This window comes from Longimycelium tulufanense (assembly GCF_014645795.1).
GTDB classification, from domain to species: Bacteria; Actinomycetota; Actinomycetes; order Mycobacteriales; family Pseudonocardiaceae; genus Longimycelium; species Longimycelium tulufanense.
The window spans coordinates 344,500-371,271 of sequence record NZ_BMMK01000001.1 but is presented as its reverse complement, the minus strand read 5'-3'; the positions used below and the strand labels follow the sequence as shown (position 1 = coordinate 371,271).

Annotated in this window: 24 protein-coding genes; 16 read left to right on the top strand and 8 right to left on the bottom strand. The window is 70.0% G+C overall.

The annotated features are described in order from the left end of the window. Positions 1–471: 471 nt before the first annotated feature. From IEY55_RS01575 to IEY55_RS01565, 3 genes are all read right to left on the bottom strand, one after another. The gene (locus IEY55_RS01575; protein ID WP_189053052.1) at positions 472–774 is read right to left on the bottom strand and encodes a hypothetical protein; all 303 of its coding nucleotides are present in this window, start codon (positions 772–774) and stop codon (positions 472–474) included. An 11-nt stretch (positions 775–785) separates the two neighbouring features. Continuing rightward, on the bottom strand, positions 786–2,471 hold the full coding sequence (locus tag IEY55_RS01570) for a sodium:solute symporter family protein (protein ID WP_189053050.1): 1,686 nt from the start codon (positions 2,469–2,471) through the stop codon (positions 786–788). 709 nt (positions 2,472–3,180) lie between these two features. Next, entirely contained in the window at positions 3,181–3,462 is a 282-nt protein-coding gene (locus IEY55_RS01565; protein ID WP_189053048.1) for a hypothetical protein, read from the bottom strand. 357 nt (positions 3,463–3,819) lie between these two features. Here IEY55_RS01565 and IEY55_RS01560 point away from each other — a divergent pair, with 357 nt between their 5' ends. Both IEY55_RS01560 and IEY55_RS01555 read left to right on the top strand, forming a co-directional pair. Beyond that, the gene (locus IEY55_RS01560) at positions 3,820–4,674 is read left to right on the top strand and encodes a helix-turn-helix domain-containing protein (RefSeq protein WP_189053046.1); all 855 of its coding nucleotides are present in this window, start codon (positions 3,820–3,822) and stop codon (positions 4,672–4,674) included. Next, positions 4,671–4,892 carry a DUF397 domain-containing protein gene (locus IEY55_RS01555; protein ID WP_189053044.1) on the top strand — a complete coding sequence of 74 codons (222 nt, stop codon included), beginning with the start codon at positions 4,671–4,673 and terminating at the stop codon, positions 4,890–4,892. The genes IEY55_RS01560 and IEY55_RS01555 overlap by 4 nt, the downstream gene beginning before the upstream one ends. 172 nt (positions 4,893–5,064) lie before the next feature. On the opposite strand, the gene IEY55_RS01550 is transcribed toward IEY55_RS01555, so the two are convergent. Together IEY55_RS01550 and IEY55_RS01545 are read right to left on the bottom strand one after the other, a co-directional pair. Next, on the bottom strand, positions 5,065–5,511 hold the full coding sequence (locus tag IEY55_RS01550) for an HIT family protein (RefSeq protein WP_229685844.1): 447 nt from the start codon (positions 5,509–5,511) through the stop codon (positions 5,065–5,067). 47 nt (positions 5,512–5,558) lie between these two features. Next, a complete protein-coding gene (locus IEY55_RS01545) occupies positions 5,559–6,371 on the bottom strand; it encodes a class I SAM-dependent methyltransferase (RefSeq protein ID WP_189053042.1) in 813 nt (270 codons plus the stop codon). A 217-nt stretch (positions 6,372–6,588) separates the two neighbouring features. On the opposite strand from IEY55_RS01545, the gene IEY55_RS01540 reads away from it, so the two are divergent. Next, on the top strand, positions 6,589–6,783 hold the full coding sequence (locus tag IEY55_RS01540; protein WP_189053040.1) for a hypothetical protein: 195 nt from the start codon (positions 6,589–6,591) through the stop codon (positions 6,781–6,783). Positions 6,784–7,032: 249 nt separating this feature from the next. Here IEY55_RS01540 and nucS read toward each other — a convergent pair whose 3' ends face one another. Further along, positions 7,033–7,692, bottom strand: a complete 660-nt coding sequence (nucS, locus tag IEY55_RS01535) for an endonuclease NucS (protein WP_189053039.1) — start codon at positions 7,690–7,692, stop codon at positions 7,033–7,035. 410 nt (positions 7,693–8,102) lie between these two features. On the opposite strand from nucS, the gene IEY55_RS01530 reads away from it, so the two are divergent. The 10 genes from IEY55_RS01530 (at position 8,103) to IEY55_RS01485 (ending at position 20,902) form a co-directional block, all read left to right on the top strand. After that, positions 8,103–9,497: an amino acid permease gene (locus IEY55_RS01530; RefSeq protein ID WP_229685885.1), complete on the top strand. Its 1,395-nt coding sequence runs from the start codon at positions 8,103–8,105 to the stop codon at positions 9,495–9,497. 4 nt (positions 9,498–9,501) lie between these two features. Next, a complete protein-coding gene (locus tag IEY55_RS01525; protein ID WP_189053037.1) occupies positions 9,502–10,047 on the top strand; it encodes an NUDIX domain-containing protein in 546 nt (181 codons plus the stop codon). Positions 10,048–10,197: 150 nt separating this feature from the next. Beyond that, entirely contained in the window at positions 10,198–10,812 is a 615-nt protein-coding gene (locus IEY55_RS01520; RefSeq protein WP_189053035.1) for a TetR/AcrR family transcriptional regulator, read from the top strand. Then, entirely contained in the window at positions 10,809–11,600 is a 792-nt protein-coding gene (locus IEY55_RS01515) for a TIGR03084 family metal-binding protein (RefSeq protein ID WP_189053033.1), read from the top strand. The genes IEY55_RS01520 and IEY55_RS01515 overlap by 4 nt, the downstream gene beginning before the upstream one ends. Next, positions 11,597–13,291 carry an acyclic terpene utilization AtuA family protein gene (locus tag IEY55_RS01510; RefSeq protein WP_189053031.1) on the top strand — a complete coding sequence of 565 codons (1,695 nt, stop codon included), beginning with the start codon at positions 11,597–11,599 and terminating at the stop codon, positions 13,289–13,291. Before IEY55_RS01515 ends, IEY55_RS01510 begins: the two co-directional genes overlap by 4 nt. After that, positions 13,288–14,433 (top strand): acyl-CoA dehydrogenase family protein, encoded by a 1,146-nt coding sequence (locus IEY55_RS01505; RefSeq protein ID WP_189053029.1) that lies wholly within the window; start codon positions 13,288–13,290, stop codon positions 14,431–14,433. The genes IEY55_RS01510 and IEY55_RS01505 overlap by 4 nt, the downstream gene beginning before the upstream one ends. After that, complete coding sequence (locus IEY55_RS01500) at positions 14,430–16,028, top strand: acyl-CoA carboxylase subunit beta (protein ID WP_189053027.1); 1,599 nt, start codon at positions 14,430–14,432, stop codon at positions 16,026–16,028. The genes IEY55_RS01505 and IEY55_RS01500 overlap by 4 nt, the downstream gene beginning before the upstream one ends. An 11-nt stretch (positions 16,029–16,039) precedes the next feature. After that, positions 16,040–17,992 carry an acetyl/propionyl/methylcrotonyl-CoA carboxylase subunit alpha gene (locus IEY55_RS01495; protein ID WP_189053025.1) on the top strand — a complete coding sequence of 651 codons (1,953 nt, stop codon included), beginning with the start codon at positions 16,040–16,042 and terminating at the stop codon, positions 17,990–17,992. Between the two features lie 55 nt (positions 17,993–18,047). Further along, the gene (locus IEY55_RS01490; protein WP_189053023.1) at positions 18,048–19,202 is read left to right on the top strand and encodes an acyl-CoA dehydrogenase family protein; all 1,155 of its coding nucleotides are present in this window, start codon (positions 18,048–18,050) and stop codon (positions 19,200–19,202) included. Between the two features lie 686 nt (positions 19,203–19,888). Beyond that, on the top strand, positions 19,889–20,902 hold the full coding sequence (locus IEY55_RS01485; protein WP_189053021.1) for an ABC transporter substrate-binding protein: 1,014 nt from the start codon (positions 19,889–19,891) through the stop codon (positions 20,900–20,902). A gap of 405 nt (positions 20,903–21,307) precedes the next feature. On the opposite strand, the gene IEY55_RS01480 is transcribed toward IEY55_RS01485, so the two are convergent. Then, positions 21,308–22,855: a succinic semialdehyde dehydrogenase gene (locus IEY55_RS01480; protein ID WP_189053019.1), complete on the bottom strand. Its 1,548-nt coding sequence runs from the start codon at positions 22,853–22,855 to the stop codon at positions 21,308–21,310. A 125-nt stretch (positions 22,856–22,980) separates the two neighbouring features. Then, positions 22,981–23,754, bottom strand: a complete 774-nt coding sequence (locus IEY55_RS01475) for an enoyl-CoA hydratase-related protein (protein WP_189053017.1) — start codon at positions 23,752–23,754, stop codon at positions 22,981–22,983. A 53-nt stretch (positions 23,755–23,807) separates the two neighbouring features. Between IEY55_RS01475 and IEY55_RS01470 the strand changes: the two genes are divergently transcribed. The 3 genes from IEY55_RS01470 (at position 23,808) to IEY55_RS01460 (ending at position 26,636) form a co-directional block, all read left to right on the top strand. Next, complete coding sequence (locus tag IEY55_RS01470; RefSeq protein WP_189053015.1) at positions 23,808–24,434, top strand: LysE family translocator; 627 nt, start codon at positions 23,808–23,810, stop codon at positions 24,432–24,434. Positions 24,435–24,694: 260 nt separating this feature from the next. Continuing rightward, positions 24,695–25,114, top strand: coding sequence for a tetratricopeptide repeat protein (locus tag IEY55_RS01465; RefSeq protein ID WP_189053014.1), 420 nt, complete (start codon positions 24,695–24,697; stop codon positions 25,112–25,114). A 178-nt stretch (positions 25,115–25,292) separates the two neighbouring features. Further along, complete coding sequence (locus IEY55_RS01460; protein WP_189053012.1) at positions 25,293–26,636, top strand: GTP cyclohydrolase IIa; 1,344 nt, start codon at positions 25,293–25,295, stop codon at positions 26,634–26,636. Positions 26,637–26,772 lie beyond the last annotated feature (136 nt).

Here is a 26,772-nt window from a genome sequence, read left to right as displayed (position 1 = left end):
CAGGTGAGGCCGGGCGTCACCTGAAAGGCGGCATTGGGGTCTTGGGAGTCCGGTGTGGAGCTACCCTCGGCCGTGAAGTAGGGAGATGACGGGTCCGACTCCCGCCGGACTCTTCTCGACATCCAGAGATGGGTGTCGACCAGGGTTGCTAGCTCAACGGCAGAGCACCTACTCCCGGCATGGGGCCAGCGAGAGTTGGCCCCATCGCTGTGTCCGGGGCGGTTCCTCCCGTTACGCATCGCCCCGCTGCGCTTCACTCCGTCCCAGGTCGTCGCCGCGCACGGTTGGCCCTTGGGCGCAAGGCTCCGCGGACGCCCATGAAGACCTCGCCGCATTTGGCGTGATCGGTCCGTCGGCGCCACGTTGTCCCGGGACGCCGGTCGGGGCGCCGATGCCCCGGAGCGGCCAACGACGTCGCCGGAAGCATCCCCAGCGGACGGGGCCGGCTCGGAGCCGGCTCCCGTCCCTTCATCACGACTCGGTGTCGAGGCCGGGCGGTGTCTCGGGCAACGCCTCCTTGGCCGGCTGCTCGGGCACGGCCAGCGGGCGGAGCTGTGCCCACAGCCCGAACACCACGGCGGTGGCGAGCATCCCCGCCCCGCTCCAGAGGTTGATGTTCAGGCCCGCGGCCTTGCTGACGTCGGCGTCGCTGGTGAAACCGAGCCCGACCACGGTGAGCACCGCCCCGTAGATGGCGAACAACACCGCGATGATCCAGCGGAGGTCGAACAGCCCGGCGCGGCGGCGCGGCTGGCTGGCGTTCCGGTCGGTCACGTCGTCCTCCCTCAGCTGAAGATGATGTTGAGCGCGACGGTCAGCACGAGCACGCCGACGCCGAGCAGGACCGGCGAGCGGTACCAGCCGGCGTCCGCCCCCTCGGTGGAGTGCTTGCGGTCGGCCTTCGGCGTGAGGCCGTAGACCAGCCCCACCAGTTCGCGGTCCGGCCGGGGCCGGGTGCCCAGGGTGACCGCCACGCTCACCGCGATGTCGGTGACGAAGGCCAGGCCGGCGCCCACGAAGCTGGCGCCCTGGCCGGGCAGGTCCACCACCCCGGACCGGGTCAACACCAACATCACCAGCGCGGCCACGGTACCGGCCACCAGGCCCGACCAGCCCGCCGCCGGCGTCATCCGCTTCCAGAACATGCCGAGGATGAACGTGGCGAACAGCGGGGCGTTGAAGATCGAGAACAACGCCTGGATGTAGTCCATGATGTTGCTGAAGCCGGCCGCGATGAACGCGGTGCCGATCGCGACCACCATCCCGCCGACCGTGGCCCACCGGCCCACCCGCAGGTAGTGGGCGTCCGGCCTGCCCTTGACGATGTAGTGCTGCCACAGGTCGTAGGTGAAGACGGTGTTGAACGAGCTGACGTTCGCCGCGACACCGGCCATGAACGAGGCGAGCAGACCGGTGATCGCGATGCCCAGCGCACCGTTGGGCAGCAGCTCCCGGATCAGCAGCGGCAGCGCGTGGTTGTACTCGATGCCGTCCGCCCCGGCACCCGCCTTCAGCGCGGTCATCTGCGGCACGACCACCGCCGCGATCATGCCGGGAATGACCACGATGGCCGGGATGAGCGCCTTCGGGTAGGCGCCGATGATGGGCGTGCGCCGCGCGGCCGACATGCTCTTGGCCGACATCGCCCGCTGCACCTCGGCGAAGTTGGTCGTCCAGTACCCGAAGGACAGCACGAAGCCGAGACCGAAGACCAGGCCGAGCACGCTCAGGGTGGCGTCGCCGATGCCGGTCAGCCCGGTCGCCGGCCACGCCTCGAGCTGCCCCGCCCCACCTGGGCCCGCGCTGATCTTGTCCACCAGGCCGTTCCACCCGCCGACCTTGACCAGGCCGACGATGGTCACCGGCAGCAGCGCCGCGACGATGACGAAGAACTGCAGGACCTCGTTGTAGATCGCGGCGGACAGGCCGCCGAGCGTGGTGTAGGCGAGCACGACCAGCGCCGCGATGACGATGGACAGCGGGATCGGCCAGCCGAGCATGAGATTGAGCAGCAACGCCAGGGCGTAGAGGTTCACGCCGGCGATAAGCATCTGCGCCGCGGCGAAGCTCAGCGCGTTGAACAGGTGGGCGCCCATGCCGAAGCGTCGCCGCAGGAACTCCGGCACGCTGCGGACCTTGGAACCGTAGTAGAAGGGCATCATCACCAGGCCGAGGAAGACCATGGCCGGGATGGCGCCGACCCAGTAGTAGTGCATGGTCGGGATGCCGTGCTGGGCACCGTTGGCGGCCATGCCGAGCAGTTCCAGGGCGCCCAGGTTCGCGGCGATGAAAGCCAGGCCGGTCACCCACGCCGGCAGGGACCGGCCGGACAGGAAGAAGTCCAGGCTGGTCGACACCGACCGGCGGGCCAGGTAGCCGATGCCGAGGACGATCGCGAAATAGATCGCGAGCAGGGCGTAGTCGAGCGGGCCAGCGGCAAGCCGCAGGTCCGAGGCCGCGAGCACGGGCACCCGACCCCACCTCCAGAGTCAACGCCGTTGTCAACAGAAATGAACATTAGTCACCAGAACATGGCGGGAAGTCGGACGGTACCGCACAGCCTCCAACATGCCCAGGTCCCACTGTCGGGTGAATTTGTTGTGACCGAACACTAATTCATCCGTGACGCCGAGCAACCCCCCATCCTGAGACGTGGGACACGTCCGGGTGGGCGAGGCGGGCTTGCTCCGGACGCCGCGCGGGACGCGAGAAGGCCGATGACCGGCGCTGAATCAGACAGCTCACCTCGCGGAAGCGACAGGGAAGGTCGTTCCGGCGAGTTCCTGGCGATGTCGCGCAGCGCCGACAACCCGGCCACGATCGCGGCCGCCTACGCCCTGGCCCGGCCCGGTCCGGTCCCGGTCCGCGCGGCACCGGCGTGCCCCGTCAGGTCTACCGAGAAAACTCTCCGTGACCGCGGCGGATTGCCGGCTCACGCCTGGCGCCGCCGAGGCGACCCCAGGGAGGGAGCCGGGATGGAGGACCAGCGCAGCGGGAGCCCGAGACGCGGAACGGCCCGCCACCGCGCACGCCAGGGGTCGCGCTCTGCGGTGACGGACCGCCCTGCACCGCGGTCGCGATGCCGCGAGGGTCCATGGTCGCCGGCCGGGTTCGCCGAGTACCCGCGGCCGGGTCGGCGAGGTCGAGCGGGAACGGCGGGACGCCGGCGATGGGTCGCCGTCAGCCAGCCTTGTTGCGGGCCGGTGCGGCCCAGTTCAGCTCGACCTCGCACAGCCGTTTCGCCTTGGCGCCACTGTCATCGAGCTGCCACACCGCCACCAGCCAGCGGCCCGGCGGGCGCCGCCACCGGCTGAGGTAGTCCTCGGCCACGATCTCGGCGTACTCGGCGGCGCCACGCCCCACGTAGGGGCCGTGGTCGTCGAACTCCTCCACGTGCTCGAGAACGCGTTGACCGCGCACGATCCGAAACAACTCCACGCGGTGCAGATAGCTCCACGCCATGGTTGACGGGCCCCCTCGCCCAGTGCCCGGCCGGACGGCCCGCCGACGCGATCCCGGCGGACCCCGGCGGGCGGTTTGCCGGTAGCGTCCGAGTGCGCGCCGTGACGACGCGGCACTGTCCGTGATGGCTGCACGGTAATTGGCAATTGCCGAGCGGCACATGCCCCAGACGGGTGGAGCAGGCCGCCGGTCGCGGAACAGGCCGCCATCGGGTGATCGTGCCACGTCGCGGCCCCCTGCCCGCCCGGCCCCGGAGGCGATCACGAGCGCGCTCCGTCACCCCCTTGCCGTACCGACGGGGCGCACCGCCGACGGGACGCGCGCGCCGCCAGTACGACCCCACCGGAGGTAAGCCCCATGACGACCGGCCAGAGCCCCACCGTCCGCCGTCGGCGGCTCGCGATGGAGCTTCGTCGGCTACGGGAGGCCGCGAACAAGACGAACGAGGAGGTGGCCCGGCACCTCGGCTGCTCGCCGTCCAAGATCAGCCGGATCGAGCTGGGCCGGCGGCCGGCCAGCCCCGGTGACGTCCGGCTGCTGCTGGACTTCTACGGCGTCTCCGGCAGCGAGGCCGAGGCGCTGGTGGCCATGGCCCGCGCCGCGCGGCAGAAGGGCTGGTGGCACGCGTACGAGGACGCACTGCCCGAGACGTTCCAGGTGTTCGTCGGCCTGGAGAGCGGCGCGTCGGCGATCCGCACCTTCGAGCCGATGCTGGTGCCCGGCCTGCTGCAGACCGAGGACTACGCGCGGGCGATCCTGATGACCGCGGTCGATGCCGACCCCACCGACGTCGAGCGCCGGGTGACGGTACGGATGAACCGGCAGCGGCTGCTGGAACGCGCCAACCCGCCGCACCTGTGGGCCCTGGTCGACGAGGCCGCGCTGCGCCGGCCCGTCGGCGGCCCCGAGGTAATGCGAAAGCAGCTGCAGCGGCTGATCACGGAAGGGGAACGGCCAAACATCACGCTACAGATCCTTCCGTTCGAGATCGGCGCACATCCGGCAATGTCCGGAGCGTTCGTCATGCTCGACTTCACGACGCCATCCGATCCCACCATCGTGTACTTGGACAGCCTGACGGGCGGCCTGTATACGGAAAAGACCGTTGAGGTGCAACGGTTTTCTTTGGTGTGGGAGCACCTGCGGGCGAAGGCGTGTGCTCCCGACGAGTCCGCCGCCATCCTCGCGGCGGTGGTGAAGGAGTTGGCGTGACCGACGACTGGGGTAGACCCGGCGGCCCTACCCGAATCACCTGGCGAAAGAGCAGACACAGCGACAACAGCGGGAACTGCGTCGAGGTGGCACCCGGCCGGGACCGGGTCGCCGTCCGGGACTCGAAGCGGCCCCGGGGCGATGTCCTGCTGTTCTCCTCGACCCACTGGGACGCCTTCATCAGCGGGACGAAGTCAGGTGAGTTCGACCTGGGGTGAAACATCGACCACCGATCAAGGGGCGGCCGTCGGCCGCCCCTTCCTTTTTGACACGGCACATTCATCAACAGAAAGGCACCGCGTCGGCACCCACATGAGTCACGGCACGATCAATAATCGAAATCAGAAACACGCAGCGTTCGCCGCCCTTCCAGCGGAATGGAACCGCTTGTCACAGTGCGGCGGCGACGCGGGCCGCCAGCTCGTCCAGTTCCGCCCGGTCGCGCACCCGCCAGTCCGCGCGCAGCCGGAACCCGTCCCCGCCGAATCGCGGGAGGACGTGCAGGTGGACGTGGAAGATCTCCTGCCCGGCGGCCGCCCCGTCGGCCAGGAAGAGGTTGACACCCTCGCAGCGCAGCCCGCTGCGCCGTAGTGCCCCGGCCACCCGCTGGCCGAGCTGGAACATCCGGCCGCCGAGGTCGGGGGGCAGGTCGGTGAGGCCCTCGACATGGCGGCGGGGGATGACCAGCAGATGCCCGGTGGTCGCCGGACGCAGGTCGGCGATGGCCAGCAGCTCTCCGTCGTCGACGACAACACTCGCTTCGGCCCGGCCGTACGCGATCGCGCAGAAGACGCACACCCCGTTCACGGTCGTCGGTAGCTCGATCCGCTCGCCCACGGTCAGGACGCTAGAGGAAGCCGTGGCCACCGTCGATCAAGTGTCGGTCACGGCCGCCAGGTCACCGTGACGACGTCGTCGCCGGAGGAACCGAGGTCCGGTGTCGTGCCGCGGTCGTACCCGAGTTCCGCCAGCGCGGCGGCCACGTCGTCGGTACGGCTGCGGGGAAGGCAGAGCCGACGCCGGGTGATGTCGAGCAGGGTGGTGAAGTCGGGATGTTCGGCCCGCGGGGGCCTGCGCCAGCGCACCACGTCCGGGTGGATGCCCAGTTCCGCAAGAACGGCCACGGCGTCGGCGTAGGTCGGCCCGGTCGGCCGTTCGATCCCGTGCAGGTGCCGCCACAGCGGGTTGAGCGCGGTCAGCGGGTGACGCTCGGTCAGCTCCACCACGACGAGCCGGCGCGCGTGCGCGGTCAGGGCCTCGACGAAGGGCCCGAGTTCGGCGACGTTGAAGACGACGTGGTGGCAGAGAACGACGTCGACCGGCTCGACCTGGTCGGCGACGTCCGGCCACTGGCCCACGACGGTGCGTGCGGCGACGTTCCGCGGCTCGGCGCGTCGCCGGAACTCCGCGAGCAGCTGCTGGTCGGTGTCCACCGCCGTGATCTCGGTGGCACGGTCGGCTAGCGGGAGGCTGGCCGCCCCCGCGCCCGCGCCGATGTCGAGCACCGAGCCCGGTGGTACCAGGGCGCTGTGGGCGGCGGTGAAGGACGCCCCGCCGGGGTGCGCGATCTGCTCGTCGGTCCGGCCGGTGAAGACATGTCGGGGCAGCACCCATGGCGAGTCCTCGGCGCCGGCGAGCACCTCGTCCGGGATCCGCCACGCCGCCAACGCGTCGCGCCAACTCCCCACAGCGCTCATGGGCATAGCCTTACCGATGGAGCGTCCGAACGGAACAGGCGGGTTCTCGGCAAGGCCACAACTCACAGCACACGGCTCGCCTCGCGTATCGCCGAAGACAGGAGCCATGGACGGCTACCGGTCCGGACTACGCGGCCCGCGTACCCGAATACCCCGAAAGCGTGCGGAAAAGTCAGACGACGTACGCCGGACCCCGAGTACCGGTACACGATGGGGTATGGGACCTGGAGTCGCGTTCAGTCAGGCCGACCGCTGCGCCCATCACTCCTACCGGCCGCTGCTCGTGCAGGAGACAGCGGACGCGATCGTCGCGGAGTCCCTGGGCCGGCTGGAGGCGGTCTGGTGCCCCTTCGGCGGCGGCTGGCACGTCTGGGCACCCGCCCTGGAGAAGCGATCGATCACCTCGCTCTAGGCGCAAGAACATCGGCCTCGGGTAGCAGGGCTCTGTTCTCTCACCATGCGCTCAGCGGGACATCAGCCAGCTTGTCCGGATTGGACAGCAGCTGGATACCCGTGACCGCGCCATCGGCGATCTCCAGGGTGAGTACCAACGCTGATCGTCCACACGCGCGAGCAGACCCTGCTGCCCGTTGATCTTCTCGAGGCATCGCGTCCTTTCTGCACCGGTGGGTCCACCGGATCGGGCAGGCGACCGTCCGGCTCAGAACAGCCGGAACTCGTCGGACTCGATGCCGCGCAGGGCGTCGTAGTCCAGCGTGACGCAGCGGATCCCGCGGTCCTCGGCCAGTACCCGGGCCTGCGGCTTGATCTGCTGCGCGGCGAAGACGCCCTGCACGGGCGCGAGCAGCGGGTCCCGGTTCAGCAGCTCCAGATACCGGGTCAGCTGCTCGACCCCGTCGATCTCCCCGCGCCGCTTCACCTCCACCGCCACGGTGCCGCCGGTGGCGTTCCGGCACAGCAGGTCGACCGGTCCGATCGCGGTCGGGTACTCCCGCCGCACCAGCGACCAGCCCTCGCCGAGGGTGGTGACGTGCTCGGCGAGCAGCTCCTGCAGGTGTGCCTCCACCCCGTCCTTGACCAGGCCCGGTTCCGGACCCAGCTCGTGCTTGCTGTCGTGCAGGATCTCCGCCAGCGTGACGACCAGCTTCTCGCCCGCCTTGTTCTGCACCGTCCACCGCCCCTCCTCCTCGGTGAGCCAGCACGGCGGGCTCATCCAGTTGAGCGGCTTGTAGGCGCGGTCGTCAGAGTGCACGGACACCGACCCGTCCGCCTTCACCAACAATAACCGCTGGGCCATCGGGAGATGGGCGGTCAGTCGGCCGACGTAGTCCACCTGGCAGCGGGCGATGACGAGACGCACCGGGCCAAGGGTAGATGAGCGCTCCCGCGGCAAGGACGACCGGCGAGCGAGCCGCGCTTCCCTCGGCCCCACAAGGGGAAACCGCTCCACGCCTCGGGCGTGGCCCGAGATCGGCGACGAGCGGCGACTTCCGCCAGCAGGGGGACGGAAAAAGCCGAATGCATTGCGTATCGTGACGATTCCGGTGCGCATCCGATGCGGCCGTCCGAGTGAGTGAACGCACGGACGTTCTGTCGAACATGCCGATCATTGCGCAAGAACGAGATCAAAGTTAACGAAGTGCTGTTACATCTGCCGACAGTGGCGCTTTCCGCCGTTACAGCACCGATTTTGAGCAGGCAATACATGCCCGAAGTGATCACTCCCACATCGCTGTTAATAGGCCATTAGAGGTAACTTCGCGCCTCGTGCTGCTGACCCGACAGAACCTGCTGCGCACCAAGCCCGTGGAGCAGCTTGCCGACGAGGGCGCCCATACCGCGCTGAAACGCGGCATGGGGTTGGTGCCCCTGGTATCCCTGTCGGTCGGCGCGACCCTCGGTACCGGGATCTTCGTCGTGCTCGGCGATGCCGCGCCCAAAGCCGGCCCCGCCGTGGTGCTTTCCTTCGTGCTCGCCGGCCTGGCCGCGTTGTTCTCCGCGCTGTCCTACGCCGAGCTGGCCGGGGCGGTGCCGGTGTCCGGCTCGGCGTACTCCTACTCGTACGCCACGCTCGGTGAGCTGGTCGCCTGGGTGTGCGGCTGGTGCCTGTTGCTGGAGTACGGGGTCTCGGTGGCCGCGGTGGCGGTCGGCTGGGGCGAGTACCTCAACGCCTTCTTCGAGTCCACGCTCGGCCTGCGTATCCCCGAGGCACTCGCCGCGCCACCGGGCGAGGGTGGACTGGTGAACATCCCGGCGGCGATCGTGGTCCTGCTGGCCGCCACGGTGTTGCTGGGTGGCATCCGGGAGAGCGCGGCCGTCACCACGGTGGCCACCCTGCTCAAGGTGGGCGTGCTCGTCTTCTTCGTCGCGGTGGCGGTCACCGGCTTCGAGTCGGGCAACCTCACCCCGTTCAGCCCGGCGGGCTTCGTCGGGATCGCGGGCGGCGCGTCCGCGGTGTTCTTCTCCTTCATCGGCTTCGACGCGGCCTCCACGGCGGGTGAGGAAGCGCGCAACCCGCAGCGTGACCTGCCGCGTGCCATCGTGATCTCGCTGGCGATCGTCACCTCGGTGTACGTGCTGGTCGCCCTGACCGCGGTGGCCGCGGTCGGTACCGACACGCTCGGGGCGTCGAAGGCATCGCTCGCGGCGGTGTTGGAGCAGGTGACCGGCACCGGGTGGCCGGCAACGATCCTGGCCTTCGGTGCGGTGGTCGCAATCGCGTCGGTGGTGCTCACCGTGCTCTACGGCCAGACCCGAATCCTGGTCTCGATGTCCCGGGACGGGCTGATCCCCCGGTTCTTCTCCCGGGTCAACCGGCGTGCGGTGCCCCAGACCAACACCTTGGTGGTCGGCGGCGTGGTGGCGCTGCTGGCGGCGCTGGTGCCGCTCGGCCAGCTCGCCGAGGCGACCAGCATCGGGACCCTGGTGGCCTTCTCCCTGGTCAACGTCGGTGTGCTCGTGCTGCGGTACAAGCAGCCGAACCTGCCCCGCACCTTCCGCACGCCGTTCGCACCGGTGACCCCGTTGATCGGGCTGGTGCTTTGTGTGGGTCTGGTGCTGGGTCTCGACGAGATCACCTGGGCGACGTTTGCGATCTGGGTGTTGATCGGCCTGATCGTCTACTTCGCCTACGGTGCCCGTCGATCGAAGCTCAACCACCAGTAGCAGGATGGGCCGTGTGGAGACGCTCGGCAGCCGTCAGGTCTACGCCAACCCCTGGATGACGATCCGGGAGGACGACATCCGCCGCCCCGACGGGAGCGTGGGGATCTACGGCGTGGTGGACAAGCCCGACTACGCGTTGGTCATCGCGATGGATGGCGACCGACTGCAGCTCGTCGAGCAGTTCCGCTATCCGCTCGGCATCCGGCGTTGGGAGTTCCCGCAGGGCACGGCGCCGAACCGGGCCCACCTCGAGCCGCGCGAGCTGGCAGCGCGCGAGCTACGGGAGGAGACCGGTCTGGTCGCCGGCCGCATGGTCGAGCTGGGGCTGCTCGACGTGGCTCCGGGCATGTCCAGCCAGCGTGGCCGCGCGTTCCTGGCCACCGAGCTGACCGTGGGCGATGCCGAGCGGGAGCACGAGGAGCAGGACATGCGCACCGCCTGGTTCTCCCGCGACGAGTTCGAGGCGATGATCCGGCGGGGCGAGATCACCGACGCCCAGTCCGTGGCCGCCTACACCCTCCTCCTACTGCACGAGCGTGCCACGCCCTGAACGCACCACCGCGCGGCGGGCGCACCCGGTTGCAAGGATCGGCAAATGGGTGACATTCACGGGCCGGGACGGCGTCACTGGAACGATCAACATCCCCGCAAAAACAAGCAGTCTTGACTGTTTGTTTCGGGGCGTGCATGGTGACTCGCTATGAGCACATCCGTGCCGGCCCGCAGCCGGCAGGAGGAGCGCAGTCAGCACACCCGCCAACGGTTGATGGCGGCGACCATCGAGTGCCTGGTGGAGCTGGGGTGGTCGGGCACCACGACCACGGTCGTCGCGGAGCGGGCCGGGGTGTCCCGGGGCGCCCAGCTGCACCATTACCGCACCCGGGCCGAGCTGGTGCTGGCAGCCGTCGCACATCTGGCCGAGGAGCGGCGCGAGGAGGTGCGCCGCGAGGTCGCCGCACTGCCGCGGGGTGAGAACCACACCGCCGCCGTACTGGACATGCTCGCCCGCCTCTACACCGGCCCGCTCTTCCAGGCCGCCCTGGAGCTGTGGGTGGCCGCACGCACCGATCCGGAGCTGCGCGCCGCCGTGGTCCCGCTGGAAGCCAAGGTCGGCCGCGAGTCGCACCGGCTCACCGTGGAGCTGCTGGGCGTGGACGAGGGCCGGCCCGGTGTGCGGGAGGCGGTGCAGGCGACCCTCGATCTGATGCGGGGGCTCGGTCTGGCCAACACCCTCACCGACGACAGCGCCCGCCGGAACCGCCTGCTGCGGGAATGGGCACGGACGCTGGATCGCACCCTGCGGGAGACGCGATGAACGTCGCGACCGTGGTAGACGACCTGCGCGCCGAGAGCGAGGAACTGGACGCCCTCGTCGCTGGTCTTCCCCCGCGGGGCTGGGCCACGCCAACGCCGGCCGAGGGCTGGACGGTCGCCCACCAGATCTCCCACCTCGCGTGGACGGATGCGCAGGCGCTCAACGCCATCCGCGATCCGGAGGGCTTCACCTCGGCGTTGCGGCAGGCCGCGGCCGATCCCGCGGGTTATGTGGAAGAGGGCGCGGCAGCGGGGACGCGGGAGGCACCGACAGATCTCCTGCGGCGGTGGCGGGAAGGCCGGACCTGGCTGGCCACGACGCTGGCCAACCTGTCCGCGGCAACCAAGATCCTGTGGTTCGGCCCGCCGATGGCGCCCGCCTCGATGGCAACCGCGCGGTTGATGGAGACGTGGGCGCACGGGTTGGACGTCGCCGATGCCTTGGGCGCGGAGAAGAACCCGACACGACGCCTCCGGCACGTCGCGCACCTCGGCGTCCGCACGATGGGTTTCTCCTTCCAGATCAACGGGTTGCCGACACCGGAGACCCCGGTCCGGGTCGAGCTCCGGGGCCCGGACGGTGCGATGTGGACCTGGGGCCCCCAGGAGGCGGCCGACCGCGTGCAGGGACCGGCGATGGACTTCTGCCTGCTGGTCACGCAGCGGCGTCATCGTGATGACCTTGACCTCCATGCCGAGGGCCCCGTGGCAAAGAAGTGGCTCACCGTTGCCCAGGCGTTCGCCGGTCCGCCTGGGAAGGGCCGTTCACCTCGGGGAGTAGTGGCATGACGGCACCACTGCGCGTCGGCAACGCGTCCGGCTTCTACGGCGACCGGTTCTCCGCCATGAGGGAGATGCTCGAGGGAGGCGCGCTCGACGTCCTCACCGGGGACTACCTCGCCGAGTTGACGATGCTGATCCTGGGCCGCGACCGGATGCGGGACCCGGACCTCGGCTACGCCAGGACGTTCCTGCGCCAGCTGGAGGACTGCCTCGGGCTGGCGATGCAGCGGGGTGTCCGGATCGTCGCGAACGCGGGTGGGCTCAACCCGGCCGGGCTGGCCACGGCGCTACGTGCGCTGGCGGAGCGCCTCGGCGTCGAGGCACGGATCGCGTACGTGGAAGGCGACGACCTGCGGGACCGCGCCGCCGAGCTGGGCCTCGGGCAACCGCTCACCGCGAACGCCTACCTCGGCTGCTGGGGCATCGTCGAATGCCTGCGCGGTGGGGCCGATGTCGTCGTCACCGGCCGGGTGACCGACGCGTCGCTCGTTGTCGGAGCAGCGGCCGCTCACTTCGGCTGGTCGCACGATGACTGGGATGCTCTTGCCGGAGCCACCGCCGCCGGGCACGTGCTGGAATGCGGCGCCCAGGCGACGGGCGGCAACTTCGCCTTCTTCACCGAAGTGTCCGATCTAGACCGTCCTGGCTTCCCGATCGCCGGCCTGGCTTCCGATGGTTCGGCGATTATCACCAAACATCCGGGGACGGGTGGGGCGGTCACGACCGACACCGTCACGGCACAACTCCTCTACGAGATCGGCGCACCCGCCTACCTCGGTCCGGACGTGGTCACCCACTTCGACACGATCTCCCTCGACCAGGTCGCCAAGGACGAGGTGCGGATCAGGGGTGTGCGCGGCACTCCCCCGCCTCCGGAGCTGAAGGTGTGCCTCAACACCCTCGGCGGCTTCCGCAACAGCACCACGTTCGTCCTGTGCGGCCTGGATATCGAGGCCAAGGCCGAGCTCGTGCGACGCCAGCTCGAGTCGGCGGTGGGCTCCGACGGAATCGAATGGACGCTCGTCCGTACCGACCGGGGCGACGCCGACACGGAGGAAACCGCCAGCGCGTTCCTCCACGCCACTGTCAAGACGCCGGACCCGAAGCACGCCAAGGCATTTTCTCGCGGTGCCATCGAGCTGGCACTCGCTTCCTATCCCGGTTTCCACGTCGCCGCTCCACCCTCGGACGGCACGCCGTTCGGGATCTACTCCTCCGCCTACGTCCCCCAGGACGCGGTGCAGCATGTCGCCGTCCTACCCGACGGGCACCGTGTCACCATGCCGCCTCCCCCGGAATCTCGTTCGACTGTTGACGTTTCCACCCCACCTGCCACGACGCCCCAGGACCCACTCCCTCCCGGCCCGACCCGCAGGGCTCCGCTCGGTCGGATTGCTGGCGCGCGTTCCGGCGACAAGGGTGGCGACGCGAACCTCGGGGTATGGGTTCGTTCCGATGCCGCATACCGCTGGCTGGTCCACGGTCTGACCGCGGAGCGGCTGCGCGAGCTCCTGCCCGAGACCCGCCCACTCGTGATCAAGCGTTACGAGCTGCCCAACCTGCGCGCACTGAACTTCGTGCTCCACGGGCTCCTCGGCGATGGCGTGGCCTCGTCCACCCGCTTCGATCCGCAGGCCAAGGCGCTCGGGGAGTGGCTGCGCTCCCGCGAGCTGGACATCCCGGAGACCCTGCTGTGAACGTCTTCGACACACCGGAGCGCCGCACCCTACGGGAGACTGTGCGACGGTTCGTCCATCGCGAGGTCGTGCCGCACCTGTCCGAGTGGGAGCGGTCCGGGGAGGTCCCGCGTGCGCTGCACCACGCGGCCGCGGAACTGGGACTACTCGGTATCGGCTTCCCGGAGCCGGTGGGCGGTAGCGGCGGCGATCTCCTGGACACCGTTGTCGTCACCGAGGAACTCATCGAGGCCGGTGGCTCCTCGGGTCTCGTCGCCGCCCTGCTCACCCACGGCATCGCCCTTCCGCACATCGTCGACTCCGGCAACCCCGACCTGGTGGAGCGGTTCGTCCGCCCCACGCTCGCCGGTGAACTGATCGGCGCGCTGGCCGTCACCGAACCCGACGGCGGGTCGGATGTCGCCGCGTTGCGCACCGCGGCCGTCCGCGATGGTGACCATTTCGTGGTCAACGGGACGAAAACCTTCATCACCTCGGGCATCCGCGCCGACTTCGTCACCACGGCGGTACGGACCGGCGGCCCGGGCCACGACGGGATCAGCCTGCTCGTGGTCGAGCGTGGCACGCCCGGTTTCACTGCCAGCCGCCGGCTGGAAAAGATGGGCTGGCACTGCTCCGACACGGCGGAGCTGTCGCTCGTCGACGCGCGCGTGCCCGTCACGAACCTGGTCGGCGACCAGGATCTGGGCTTTGTCTCGTTGATGCGGCAGTTCCAGGTCGAGCGCCTGTCCCTCGCCGTGCAGGCGTACGCGACCGCCCAGCGTTGCCTCGACCTGACCCTGGACTGGGTGCGCGCGCGCAGCACGTTCGGCCGTCCGCTGGTGTCCCGGCAGCTGGTGCGCCACCGGCTCGTGGAGATGACCCAGCAGATCGAGCTGGCCCGTACCTACACCCGGGCCGTCGGGGCCCGGATCGCGGCCGGTGAGGAGGTTGTCGCCCAGGTCTGTATGGCCAAGAACGCGGCAGTGGCGGCGTGCCAGCAGGTGGTCGACGCCGCGGTGCAGCTCCACGGTGGTTTCGGCTACATGCGCGACGCCGAGGTCGAGCGGCACTACCGGGATGCCCGGATCCTCGGCATCGGCGGGGGTGCCACCGAGGTCCTGGCCGAGCTGGCGGCACGACGGATGGGGTACACGGCATGACCCTTCTCAGGTCCACGTTGGACACGGCCTCGCCGGAGTTCGCGGCGAACCGGGAGGCGATGCTGGCCAGGCTCGAGGAGCTGGCCGCCGAGCACGCCAAGGCACTGGCCGGCGGCGGCCCGAAGTACGTCGACCGGCACCACGGGCGCGGCAAGCTGCTGGCCCGGGAACGCATCGAGCTCCTGATCGATCCCGACACGGCGTTCCTCGAGCTCTCCCCACTCGCGGCCTGGGGCACCGACTACACGGTGGGTGCCAGCGTGGTCACCGGCATCGGGGTCGTCTCCGGTGTCGAGTGCCTGATCGTCGCGAACGACCCGACGGTTCGTGGTGGCGCGAGTAACCCCTGGACACTGCGCAAGACATTTCGTGCCACCGACATCGCGGCCGACAACCGGCTTCCGGTCATCAACCTCGTCGAGTCCGGTGGCGCCGACCTGCCCAGCCAGAGCGAGATCTTCATCCCCGGCGGGCGGGTGTTCCGCGACCTCACTCGGGCCTCCGCCGCTCGCCTTCCCACCGTGACCCTCGTCTTCGGCAACTCCACGGCCGGCGGGGCCTACATCCCCGGGATGTCGGACCACGTCGTCATGGTCAAGGAGCGGGCCAAGGTGTTCCTCGCCGGTCCGCCGCTGGTGAAGATGGCCACCGGCGAGGAGAGCAACGACGAGGAGCTGGGCGGTGCGGAGATGCACGCCCGCACCTCGGGTCTGGCCGACTACTTCGCCGAGGACGAGCACGACGCGTTGCGGATCGGTCGACGCATCGTGGCCCGCCTCAACTGGCGCAAGCTGGGCCCCGGACCGTCGGTGCCGCCGGTCGAACCCCGCTACGACGCCGAGGAGCTGCTCGGCATCGTACCAACCGACCTGCGCACGCCTTTTGACCCCAGAGAGGTGATCGCGCGCCTGGTTGATGACTCGGACTTCGACGAGTTCAAGCCGCGCTACGGAACCAGCCTCGTCACCGGTTGGGCGTCGCTGCACGGATACCCGATCGGCGTTCTGGCTAACGCGCGCGGGGTGCTGTTCAGCGCCGAGTCACAGAAGGCGACCCAGTTCATCCAGCTCGCCAACTCCGCCGACATCCCGTTGCTGTTCCTGCAGAACACGACCGGTTACATGGTCGGCAAGAAGTACGAGCAGGCCGGGATCATCAAGCACGGCGCGGCAATGATCAACGCGGTGTCCAACAGCACCGTGCCCCACCTGACGGTCGTCATGGGCGCCTCGTACGGCGCCGGCAACTACGGGATGTGCGGCCGGGCCTATGACCCACGCTTCCTGTTCACCTGGCCCAACGCCAAGTCGGCGGTGATGGGTCCGGCTCAGCTCGCCGGTGTGTTGTCGATCGTTGCCAGGCAGGCGGCCGCGGCAAAGGGGCAGCCCTACGACGAGGAGACAGACCGCAACCTGCGGGCGATGGTCGAGCAGCAGATCGAGCAACAGTCGTTGGCCCCGTTCCTGTCCGGCCGCCTCTACGACGACGGGATCATCGATCCGCGGGACACCCGCACCGTGCTCGGTATCTGTCTCTCGATCATTCACAACGCACCGATCCGGGGAACGGATCGGTTCGGCGTGTTCCGGATGTGAGGGGGCGCATCGTGATTTCCCGTCTGCTGATAGCGAACCGCGGCGAGATCGCCCGCCGGGTCGTGCGAACCTGCCGTGCGCTGGGGGTCTCCCCGGTCGCGGTGTTCTCGGACACTGACGAGCGCTCCCCGCACGTGGCGGAGGCGGATCTGGCGGTGCGTCTACCGGGCGATGCTCCGACCGCCACCTACCTGCGTGGGGATCTGCTCGTCCAGGCCGCGCTGGACGCGGGTGCGGACGCGGTGCATCCGGGCTACGGGTTCCTGTCCGAGAACGCCGATTTCGCACGGGAAGTCGAGCGGGCCGGCCTGACCTGGGTGGGGCCCCCGCCCGCGGCGATCGAGGCGATGGGCGACAAGGTCCGGGCGAAGCACCTGCTGGCCGACGCCGGGGTTCCGGTGCTTGCCGAGATCGACCCGGACCACGTCGCAGAGCATCACCTTCCCGTTCTCGTGAAGGCCGCCGCCGGGGGCGGTGGTCGTGGGATGCGGGTCGTCCGTTCCCTGGAGGAGCTGCCGGCGGCGGTGGCCACGGCGCGCGCCGAGGCATCGGCCGCCTTCGGTGACGGAACGGTTTTCTGCGAGCGTTACCTGGAGCGGGGACGGCACGTCGAGGTCCAGGTCCTGGCGGACTCGCACGGCACCGTGTGGGCGTTGGGCGAGCGTGAGTGTTCGATCCAGCGGCGTTACCAGAAGGTCGTCGAGGAGTCGCCATCCCCGGCCGTCGGTCCCGAGCTGCGTGCGGCGATGTGTTCGGCGGCGGTGGCCGCGGCGAAGGCGATCGGCTACGTGGGCGCCGGTACCGTGGAGTTCCTGCTGGGCGACGACGGCAGGTTCTACTTCCTGGAAACCAACACACGGTTGCAGGTGGAACACCCGGTGACCGAGTGCGTGACCGGCGTGGACCTTGTGCGGTGGCAGCTCGCGGTGGCCGAGGGGGCGGCCCTGGATGCGCAGCCACCGTCCGCACGTGGCCATGCCATCGAGGTTCGGCTCTACGCCGAGGATCCCGCGCAGGACTGGCGACCTGGCAGCGGGCCGCTGCACCGCTTCGACGTGCCCGGTGTGGACGTCGAGTTCGGGATCGGCGCGGTGGAACGCGGACTTCGCCTGGACTCCGGTGTGGTCGACGGATCGGTGGTCAGCGTCCATTACGACCCCATGCTGGCCAAGCTGATCTCCTGGGCACCGAGCAGGACCGAGGCTGCCCGCCGGCTGGCCGGCGCACTGGCCGGTGCGCGGATTCACGGCCCACACACCAACCGTGATCTTCTGGTGCGCGTACTGCGCCATCCGGCGTTCCTGGCAGGCGACACGGACACCGCATTCCTGGCCACCCATGGTCCTGACGCGCTTGCGGCACCACTTGCCGACGAGCAGGCGCGCGTGCTGTCCGCGCTTGCTGCGGCGCTGGCCGGGGCAGCAGGGAATCGGGTGGCGAGCGTTGTGCAGCCCGGTGTCCCCATCGGGTGGCGAAACCTGCCTTCCCAGTTGGAGCACAAGGAGTTCACCACGCGGGACGGCCGTGTCGAGGTCCGGTACCGGCTCGGCCGGGGTGGTCTCGAGGTGGCGGGGCTGGAAGGTATTCGTCTCGTCTCCGTCGAACCGCATCAGGTGGTGCTCGACACCGCCGGCGTTCACCGCCGGTTCCTGGTCGAGTCCTACGGCGACGACGTCCATGTCGACTCCGTTCTCGGCTCGGTGGTGTTGCGGCGGGTTCCCCGCCTCGTCGAGCCGGGCTCGGTCGTTGCGGAGGGGTCGTTGCTGGCCCCGATGCCCGGTGCGGTCGCCGAGATCGAGGTCACCGAGGGCGAGGACGTTCGCGCCGGGCAGCCGTTGCTGGTCCTGGAGGCGATGAAGATGCGGCACGCGGTGCGTTCCCCGGTGGACGGCGTCGTTCGTGCGATCAAGGTGTCGGCCGGGGCACAGGTCGACGCGGGAGAGGTCTTGGCCATCGTGTCCTGAGCCGGTTCCGCCCGGTGGGGCGCGGGGGCTGGACACCTCCTGGAGGGAGATCGGGATGGAGTTCCGGGAAAGCGAGGAGCAGCGGGCGCTGCGGGCGGCGGTGGCCGCGCTGGCCGCCCGGTACGGGCATCGATACCTGGTCGAGAAGGCCACGGCCGGGCAGCCGACCACCGAGCTGTGGACCGAGGCGGGCAAGCTCGGCTACCTCGGTGTGGCGGTGCCGACCGAGTATGGCGGTGGTGGCGCCGGCATCACCGAGTTGTCGATCGTGTGCGAGGAACTGGCCGCCGGTGGCTGCCCGCTGCTCCTCCTCGTCGTCTCACCCGCAATCGCCGCCACCGTCATCGCGAAGTCGGGAACAGACGAGCAGAAGAGGACCTGGCTCCCCGGCTTCGCGGACGGGTCGCTGAAGATGTCGTTCGCGATCACCGAGCCCGACGCGGGTTCCAACTTCCACCGCCTCACCACCACGGCACGACGCGACGGTGACGGCTGGCGGCTCAGCGGCAGCAAGGTCTTCATCTCCGGGGTCGACGAATCCGACGCCACGCTGGTGGTCGCGCGCATGGAGGACACCAGGACCGGCAAGCTGCAGCCGGCGTTGTTCGTCGTACCCACCGACACACCGGGGATGGAGTTCCACCCGATTCCCATGGCACTGGTCTCGCCGGAACGACAGTTCAGCGTCCACTTCGACGAGGCGCGCCTGCCGTCGGACGCGCTCGTCGGGGGCGAGGACGCCGCGCTCGCCGCGCTGTTCGCCGGTTTGAACCCCGAGCGCATCACCGTGGCCGCCTACTGCTGCGGTATCGGCCGGTACGCCGTCCGCAAGGGCATCGAGTACGCGAACAGCCGGTCGGTCTGGGACACCACGCTCGGCGCGCATCAGGCGCTCGCGCATCCGCTGGCCAGGGCACACATGGAGGTCGATCTGGCCCGGCTCGCGGTGTCCCGCGCCGCCTGGGCCTACGACCAGGACGACCCGACCGCCGGTGAGAGCGCGAACATCGCCAAGTACACCGCGGCCGAAAGCGCATTCGACGCTGTCAACACGGCGATCCAGGTGCACGGTGGTAACGGGATGACGGCCGAGTACGGCGTCGGACCGCTATTGGGTGCGGTTCGCGCCGCCCAGATCGCTCCGGTCAGCCGGGAGATGATCCTCAACTTCGTCGCCCAGCACACGCTCGGCCTGCAACGGTCGTACTAGTAAATCCGGCCAGCAGGTCTGTTTGCGCACCGGCTCGGTCACGGCCGGGAACATCCGGGCGACCTGCTCGTCGACCATCTTCTCCAGCACCCAGTCGGTGCGTGCGGCAGTCGCCGGGCACATCAGCACACCAGCGACACAAGAGACTCGTTGCGCCCGACACCAGCGGGTGACTGGCCTGGTGCCCCGCCCCAGCCCGAGGAGTGCGGGGCACCAGGCGTGTCCGCACGCCGACAACGTCCCTCCGGCCGGCCCCTGCGCCATGGACCGCCGGGGCGGACGTCCCATCCCACCGGCGCGCCGGGGCCGAGCCTACACAACACATTGCCGCCAATTCTTTGCAACAACGCAACCGATCGCATCACTATCAATGCATTGATGTACAAAACCAACAAATCTTCGATATCTGCCGACAATTCTCACCAACTTTCGATGGTTCGTCCTTGTACCATGACGCCGGCTTCCCGGCGCACGGTCCGGCCAATCGATGCCGACCTGCGACTTTCTTGCCGCCAGGCAGCCATGTTGCTCCGTTTGGATTACGCCAAAGGTAGCTTCCGGAAGTGACCTTCGTCATCTACCGTCCCTGCACCACGAGCACAGAAACGTGCGGTTCGGGGGCGTCGCGCTGGCGGACCGGACAGGTAGGCCAGCGCGGCAGTTTCCGACACGCCGGGGGATGGGGAATGCGTAACGACGAATTATCCGGGCAGGGCACAGTGCTGTTTTCGCAACGCCGATTCGGTCGTCGTGGCCTGCTGCGGGGCGGGTTCATCGCGGGAGGTGCGTTGCTTCTGGCCGGCTGCGACTCCGGCGAGAACGGCGCGGCGGACGGGCCGCCGGAACGGAGCACGCTGCGGGTGGGCGTGCTCCCCGTGCCGGACGTCGCGCCGTTGCACCTGGCAGACCGCCAGGGGCTCTTCAGCCGTGCGGGCCTCGACGTCGAGCTGGTGAAGATGGATCTGGCCGGCGAGAACAAGGTGGATCTGGACGACGGTCCGGTGGACGTGTTGTTCGACAGCTACGTCTCGCTGCTCACCAACTACGGAGCCAGCGGCAACATCCGGTTCGTGAGCGAGGCATATGAGGCATCGCCGGGCGTGACGGCGCTCGTGGTGCCCGAGCGCTCCGCCTTCCGTCGGCTGCCGGACAGAAAGCAGCCGAAGATCGCGGTGAACAACCTCAAGGGCCTGGGGGTGCTGCTCACGAGCGCGATCATGACTCCGCTCGGGGTGCGCCAGGACGACGTGCGGTGGGTGCACATGCCGTTCCAGGACATGGGTGGGGCGCTGGAGCGCGGCGAGGTCGACACCGCATGGCTGATCGAGCCGTTCATCACCAACCTGCGGCTCAGCTCGGGGATCGCGATCCTCGCCGACACCGCGGACGGGCCGACGGCGGACATCCCACTGTCCGGGTACGCCTGTTCCGCCAGGTTCGCCGAGCAGAACCCGCGCACCCTCGCGACGTTCCGGCGGGCCCTGGTCGAGGCGCAGAAGCGGGCCGCCGACCGCGCCGCGATCGAGCGGATCCTGCCCAGCTACACGGGCATCGACCCGTCGACCGCCGCTCTGATGTCGGTTGGCTCCTACCCACCCTCCCTCACCGCCGTGAAGATCCAGCGGGTGGCCGACCTCATGCACACCTTCGGTCTCGTTCCCACCCGTTTCCGCATCACCGACCTCATCAAGGCTGCCTGAGAAGCCTCCCCCACCGCGGCGGGCCGCTACTGTCCCCACTCTCCCCCATAGCGGCCCGCCGCCACCTTTCTCCACTCCGTCCCAAGTGGACATTGCGGCCAGTTTCTCTCGCGACTTCGGATCACACGAGCCGCTCCCGCCCTTCGTCCGGATCTTGAGCGCGGTCAGCGCACCCACCCAACCCAGCGACCCGGCCCCGATCCGGGGGTCTTGACTTCGAGCTTGGTCGAGGTCGCATGCTGCGGTCGGGACTTCTTCCCGGTACAGGGAAGGAACCGGGGTCCAGCGCACCGGATCGGACGGGAGGCGAGAGAGAAGCCGCACGGCGTGGCGCGAGGACGCGGTGCCCGTGCCGAACGTTGGGGGTCGGCACGGGCACCGCGGCATCACGCCCGACGAATGGGTTCAGGCCCGATGGATGAGGCGGATCGTGCGCATCAGCAGGCGGTAGACCTTCGCCCAACCGCGGTAGCTGAAACCGGGTGGCCGGCCCAAGTCCAGTAGGTGCTGCGTCACCACGGCCTGCGCCTCGGTGAACCGTAGAATGCCTTCCGCGCCATGGCGGCGGCCCACCCCGGAGTCGCCGATGCCGCCCTGCGGGATGTCGACGCTTCCCCAGCTTGCAACATAGCCCTCGTTGACGTTCACCGAGCCGGCACGCAACCGGGCACCCACCAGCGCGGCCCGGCGCTTGTTCCGCCCCCACACGCTGGCGTTCAGCCCGTAGGGCGTGTCATTCGCGGCCACGATCGCCTTCTCGACGCCGTCGACCGGGTGGATCGCCACCACCGGACCGAAGGTCTCCGCGCCGAAACAGGCCATCTCCTCGGTCACGTCGGCCAACACGGTCGGTTCGAAGAAGTAGGGGCCAAGGTCCGGCCGGTGCCGGCCGCCGGCCAGCACGCGCGCGCCCTTCGCCACCGCGTCCTCGACATGCGCCTGGACACCGTCGAGCTGCCGCCGTGAGATCAGCGAGCCCATGTCGACGTCCCAGTCCGTCCCCGGCCCGACCTTCATCTCCTTGACCCGGCGGACGAAGGCGTCGACGAACGCGTCGTGCACCCTGCGGTCCACATAAATCCGCTCGATGGACACGCAGAGCTGGCCTGCCGAGGAGAAACAGGCGCGCACGGCACACTCCGCGGCCCGCTCCACCGGCGCGTCGTCCAGCACCAGCATCGCGTTCTTGCCGCCCAGTTCCAGCGAGCAGTCGACCAGCCGCTCCCCCGCACGCTGGCCAACGATGCGGCCGGTGGCGGTGGACCCGGTGAAGCAGACGTAGTCGGCGCCGTCCGTCACGGCACCGCCGATCACCGGCCCGTCCCCGAGGACCACCTGCCACAGCCCGTCCGGCATGCCGGCCGCACGCAACAGCTCGATGCCGAGCAGCACCGACAGCGCGCCCTGCTGGTCCGGCTTGTGCACGATCGCGTTGCCGGCGACCAGCGCGGCCAGCCCGTCGGCAAGGCCCAGCTCGAAGGGGTAGTTCCAGGGCGTGATCAGCCCGACCACACCCTTGGGACGCCGCAGCTCGCGCGCGGCGCTGAGCACCGGCATGACCCCGTTGCGCCGACGCGGGGCGAGCAGCCGCGGAGCGCGCCGGGCGATGTAGCGGGCGTTGTTGACGACCGAGATGACTTCCTCGAAAGCGTGCCAACGGGACTTACCGGTCTCCAGCTGGATCTGGTCGAGCACCTCGTCCTGGCGTTCCAGGAGCAGGTCGTGGAAGCGCAGCAGCATCGCGCACCGCTCCCGTACCGGCGTGGCCGCCCACTCCTGCTGCACCTCGGCGGCGCGTTTGTATGCCTCGTGGACGTCCTCGACGGTGGACTGGGGCAGGTCGGCGAGTGGCTCGCCGGTGAACGGCGCGATCACGGGCGCTGCCGGCCCACTGGCCACCGCCCGGGTGGTCAGTCGTGCCACCTGGCTCGTCGGGAGGGTCGTGGTGCTCATCAGCCTCCACCCCGCTAGTCGGAACCGGCTGGTTCAGGAAATCTCCATTGTGTCCTCAACCACGCCCGTTGGGTAGCCGTAACCGCACAGAAATCTGCCGTTGCCGCTCCGGGTGCCGGACCGGCTCAGTCCGGCCAGACCGGTGTCCGCTTGGCCAGGAACGCCGCCATCCCCTCCTTGGCGGCCGGGGTCTGCGAGCTCGAGGCCATGATCTCCAGCGCGATCCGGTAACCCTCCTCCTCCGGCCGGTCGAGCTGGGCGTAGAGGGCGCTCTTGCCGGCGGCCTTGCTGGCCCGGCTCCCCCGGGTCGCCCTGGCCAGCAGCGCGTCGACGGCGCCGTCCAGCTCGGCGTCCGGCACGATCCGGTTGACCAGGCCCCACTCGGCCGCGGTGCGCGCGTCCACGACGTCCCCGGTCAGGGCCATCTCCATCAGCCGCTTCCGCCCGACGGCGCGTGCGACCGGCACCGCGGGCGTGTGGCAGAACCAGCCGCCCTTGCCGCCCGGCAACGCAAACCCGGCGGAGGCGGCCGCCACCGCGAGGTCGCAGGATGCCACGAGCTGGCAGCCGGCCGCCGTGGCCAGCCCGTGCACCCGGGCGATCACGACCTGGGGGACGTGCTGGATCGTGCGCATCAGCTCCAGGCACAGCTCCAGCAGCTCGCGGACGCCGTCCAGGTCGCGTTCGGCGACGTCGGCGAAGTCGTGGCCGGCGGAGAAGACGGGACCGTTCCCGGCCAGCACCACACCCCTGGCCCCGGTGCCGGCCACCGCACGGAACGCGGCCAACAGCTCGCCGAGGTGCTCGGCGGACAGCGCGTTGCGCCGCTCGGGACGGTTCATGGTGATGCGGGCGACGTCATCGTCCTCGGAGACGAGGATGTGCTGGTAGTCACTCACTCACCCGACGTTACGCCCCCGGGACGCTCGGTGTCCGCCCCTAGGGTGCCGCCATGCCCCAGCAGCTCCTGCCCTTCCTGCTCGTCGTCGCCGTGCTCACGGTGACGCCCGGGCCGGACTGGGCGATCGTGCTCCGCAACGGCGTCCGCGGCGGGTCGAGCGCGGCGTGGTGGACCGGACTGGGCTGCTGCGCCGGCATCGCCCTGCACGCCACCGCTGCGGTGCTCGGACTCTCGGCCGTGCTGGCGGCCTCGACCACCGCCTACACGGTGCTCAAGGTGGCCGGCGCGCTGTATCTGGTGTACCTCGGAGCACGTGCCCTATGGCTCTCCCGCCGCGCTCCCGCGCCGGTGAGCGCGATGCCGGAAACCGCACCGGTCGGACGCATTCAGGCGTTTCGCCACGGTGTGCTGAACAATCTGCTGAATCCCAAGATCGCCCTGCTGTTCCTGACCTTGCTGCCGCAGTTCGTCGCCGCGAATGAGCCGCGTGTCCAGACCTCCGCCGTACTCGCGCTAACTTTTCTCGCCACCGCTGTTGCGTGGTGGCGCGCCTTCTCGCTGCTGGTCGGCGTGCTGGGTCGCGGGCTCGCCCGGGACCGGGTGCGGGTGGCGCTGGACCGGCTCACCGGCTGTGTCCTGGTCGGGCTCGGCGTGCGGGTCGCGCTCGAGCGGGCCTGACACTGGTCCATAGTGGACGAACTGCTCCGGCCGCCGCGGTCAAGTCCTCAAGGTTGAGGACTGGCCGAGGCGCCCGGCCACCGGTGACGATTGTCGTGCGGACCCCTGCTGCCGAACCGCTCCGCACCGCGTCTCGGGCCGCGCCCGAGCACCGGAACGCCGCAAGGAGGAGACCATGCGGTCCGCAGCCGTCCTCTCCCGCACACCGCGGCGACACCCGGTAACGCCGCCCCACCCGCGCCGTCCGGCGGAGGTCTGAGATGTACCGCTCCGAACCCGCCGATCCACCCGTTCCCACCGCGACCCCGATCCGGCCGCCGGCCCAGCAGCTGCGCGAGCACGCACAGCGGGCCCGGGAAGCGTTGCGCGCCCTCGGCCCCGACCATCCGGAGACGTTGGCCAGTCGGGACCGCCACGCCTGGCTCGTCGGAGTCACCATCAGCCCCGCCGAGGCGGTCCGCCTGTACTCCTCGCTGGTGCTGGACTCCTCCCGCGCCCTCGGCCCGGAGCACCCGGACACGTTGCAGATCCGGGAGAACCACGCGCACTGGGTCCGCCGGGCCGGTGACCCGCTGGAAGCCTCCCGGTTGCTCGCGCGGCTGGTCGCCGACCGCGCGCGGCGCACACGGGAGACGCGCCGCGCGAACAACGTGCCGCCCACCAACGGCGCAACCCGTTGAGCGCCCCGCACGCCAGGCCGTCCCGCCGGCGCACGGCGGAGCCGAACCCGCCCCAGGTTGCCGAAGTTGCCTTCCCTGTCCCGCCGTACCCACGTGCGGGACAGCCGAAAGGGCCAGTCCCGAGTAGCATCGAGCTGCGTCACGGACGAGCGGCAACCAACCGATTCGGGGGCGCACGGTGACCGAGGCCCAAGCGGTGGCCGGTCCGCACCGACCCGTTGTCGGCGTGGCAGGACCCGCCGACCTCGTCGAGGAGATCATTGAGCTGGGCGCCGGAATGGCCGGGCGCCCGGTGGACTGCCGGCTGGTCGGGGTGGCCTTCGCCGACGAGCACGACGTCGCGCGCGAGTTCGCCCGCGTGCGCGGGGAGATCGACGCGTGCCTGTTCACCGGACCGCTGCCCTACGACGTGGCCCGGCGCAGCGGAGTCGTCTCGGTGCCGGCCACCTACATCCCGCTGTCCGGGTCGGCGCTGTACGGCACGCTGCTGCGCGCCGCGCTGACCCGGCGGTTCGACCTGGGCCGGGTGAGCGTGGACTCGGTGCCGGCGGCCGAGATCGGCCAGGCGTACCAGGACATCCACGTGCGCACCGACGGGGTGCAGGTGATGGCCTACCGCGCCGGCAGCTCGCCCGCGGAGTTCGTGGCCTTCCATGAGCGACTGTGGCGCACCGGCGCGACCACCCTGGCGCTCACCGGGGTTCCGGCGGTGGCGCAACGGCTTGCCGCCGTCTCGGTGCCGGCCATGGTGGTCCGGCCGACCAGGGCCGTGATCCGCGACGAGCTGCGGCACGCGGCGCTGCTGGGACTGGGCAGCCGGCTCGAGGAGTCGCAGATCGCGATCGGCATCGTGGCGTTGCCCGCCGGGGCGGCAGGCGGCGGCCAGCACGAGCACCGGGTCGCGGTGCAACGGACACTGTCCGATGAGGCGCGCCGCATGGGCGCGACGGTGTTGCCGCGCGACGAGCGGAGCTACTACCTGGTGGCCACGCTCGGGTCGCTGGTCGCGGCCACGGACGACTTCCGGGTACCGCCGTTCGTCGACCGGGTGCGCGACGAGTTCGGCGTCGACGTCGAGCTGGGTATCGGCCTGGGCCTGACCGCGCGGGACGCCGAGGCGAACGCGCGGGTGGCGTTGGGCCGCGGGCGCGGTTCAACGGGCGGGCAGGGCTACGTCGTCGGGCACGACGGGAACGTGTTGCTGCTGCCGGAACACCCCAGGGCCCGGCAGGAGGCGCACGAGGAGGCGCGGTGCAAGGCGCTCGGCACGCTGGGCAGGCTGGCGGACGCGTTGCGGGCGGCGGAGTTCTCCCCGGTGGAACGGCCGGTCGTGGACGCCAGCACGGTAGCCGAGCTGTTGGACATCACGCCTCGCGCGGCGCGGCGGGTGTTGCACGCGCTGGCCGAGATGGGGTTGGCGTGGCAGCTTCCGCCACTGCGTACCGCGGGGCCGGGCCGGCCGCGGCAGCTCTACCGCCTCGTCGTGGAGAAGCTGGACGCCCCGACGCCAGTGGCGCACTGAACCGAGTTGCGACGTCAGCGGAGCACGGCGCGATCGCAGCACCCGAGGTTTCCCGAGTTGCGCCCCCGCAGGGTGCGCAACGGGCCGAACGGGAGAGAGCCGCGGCGAGACGTGCTCGCCGCGGCTCTCCCGTCGG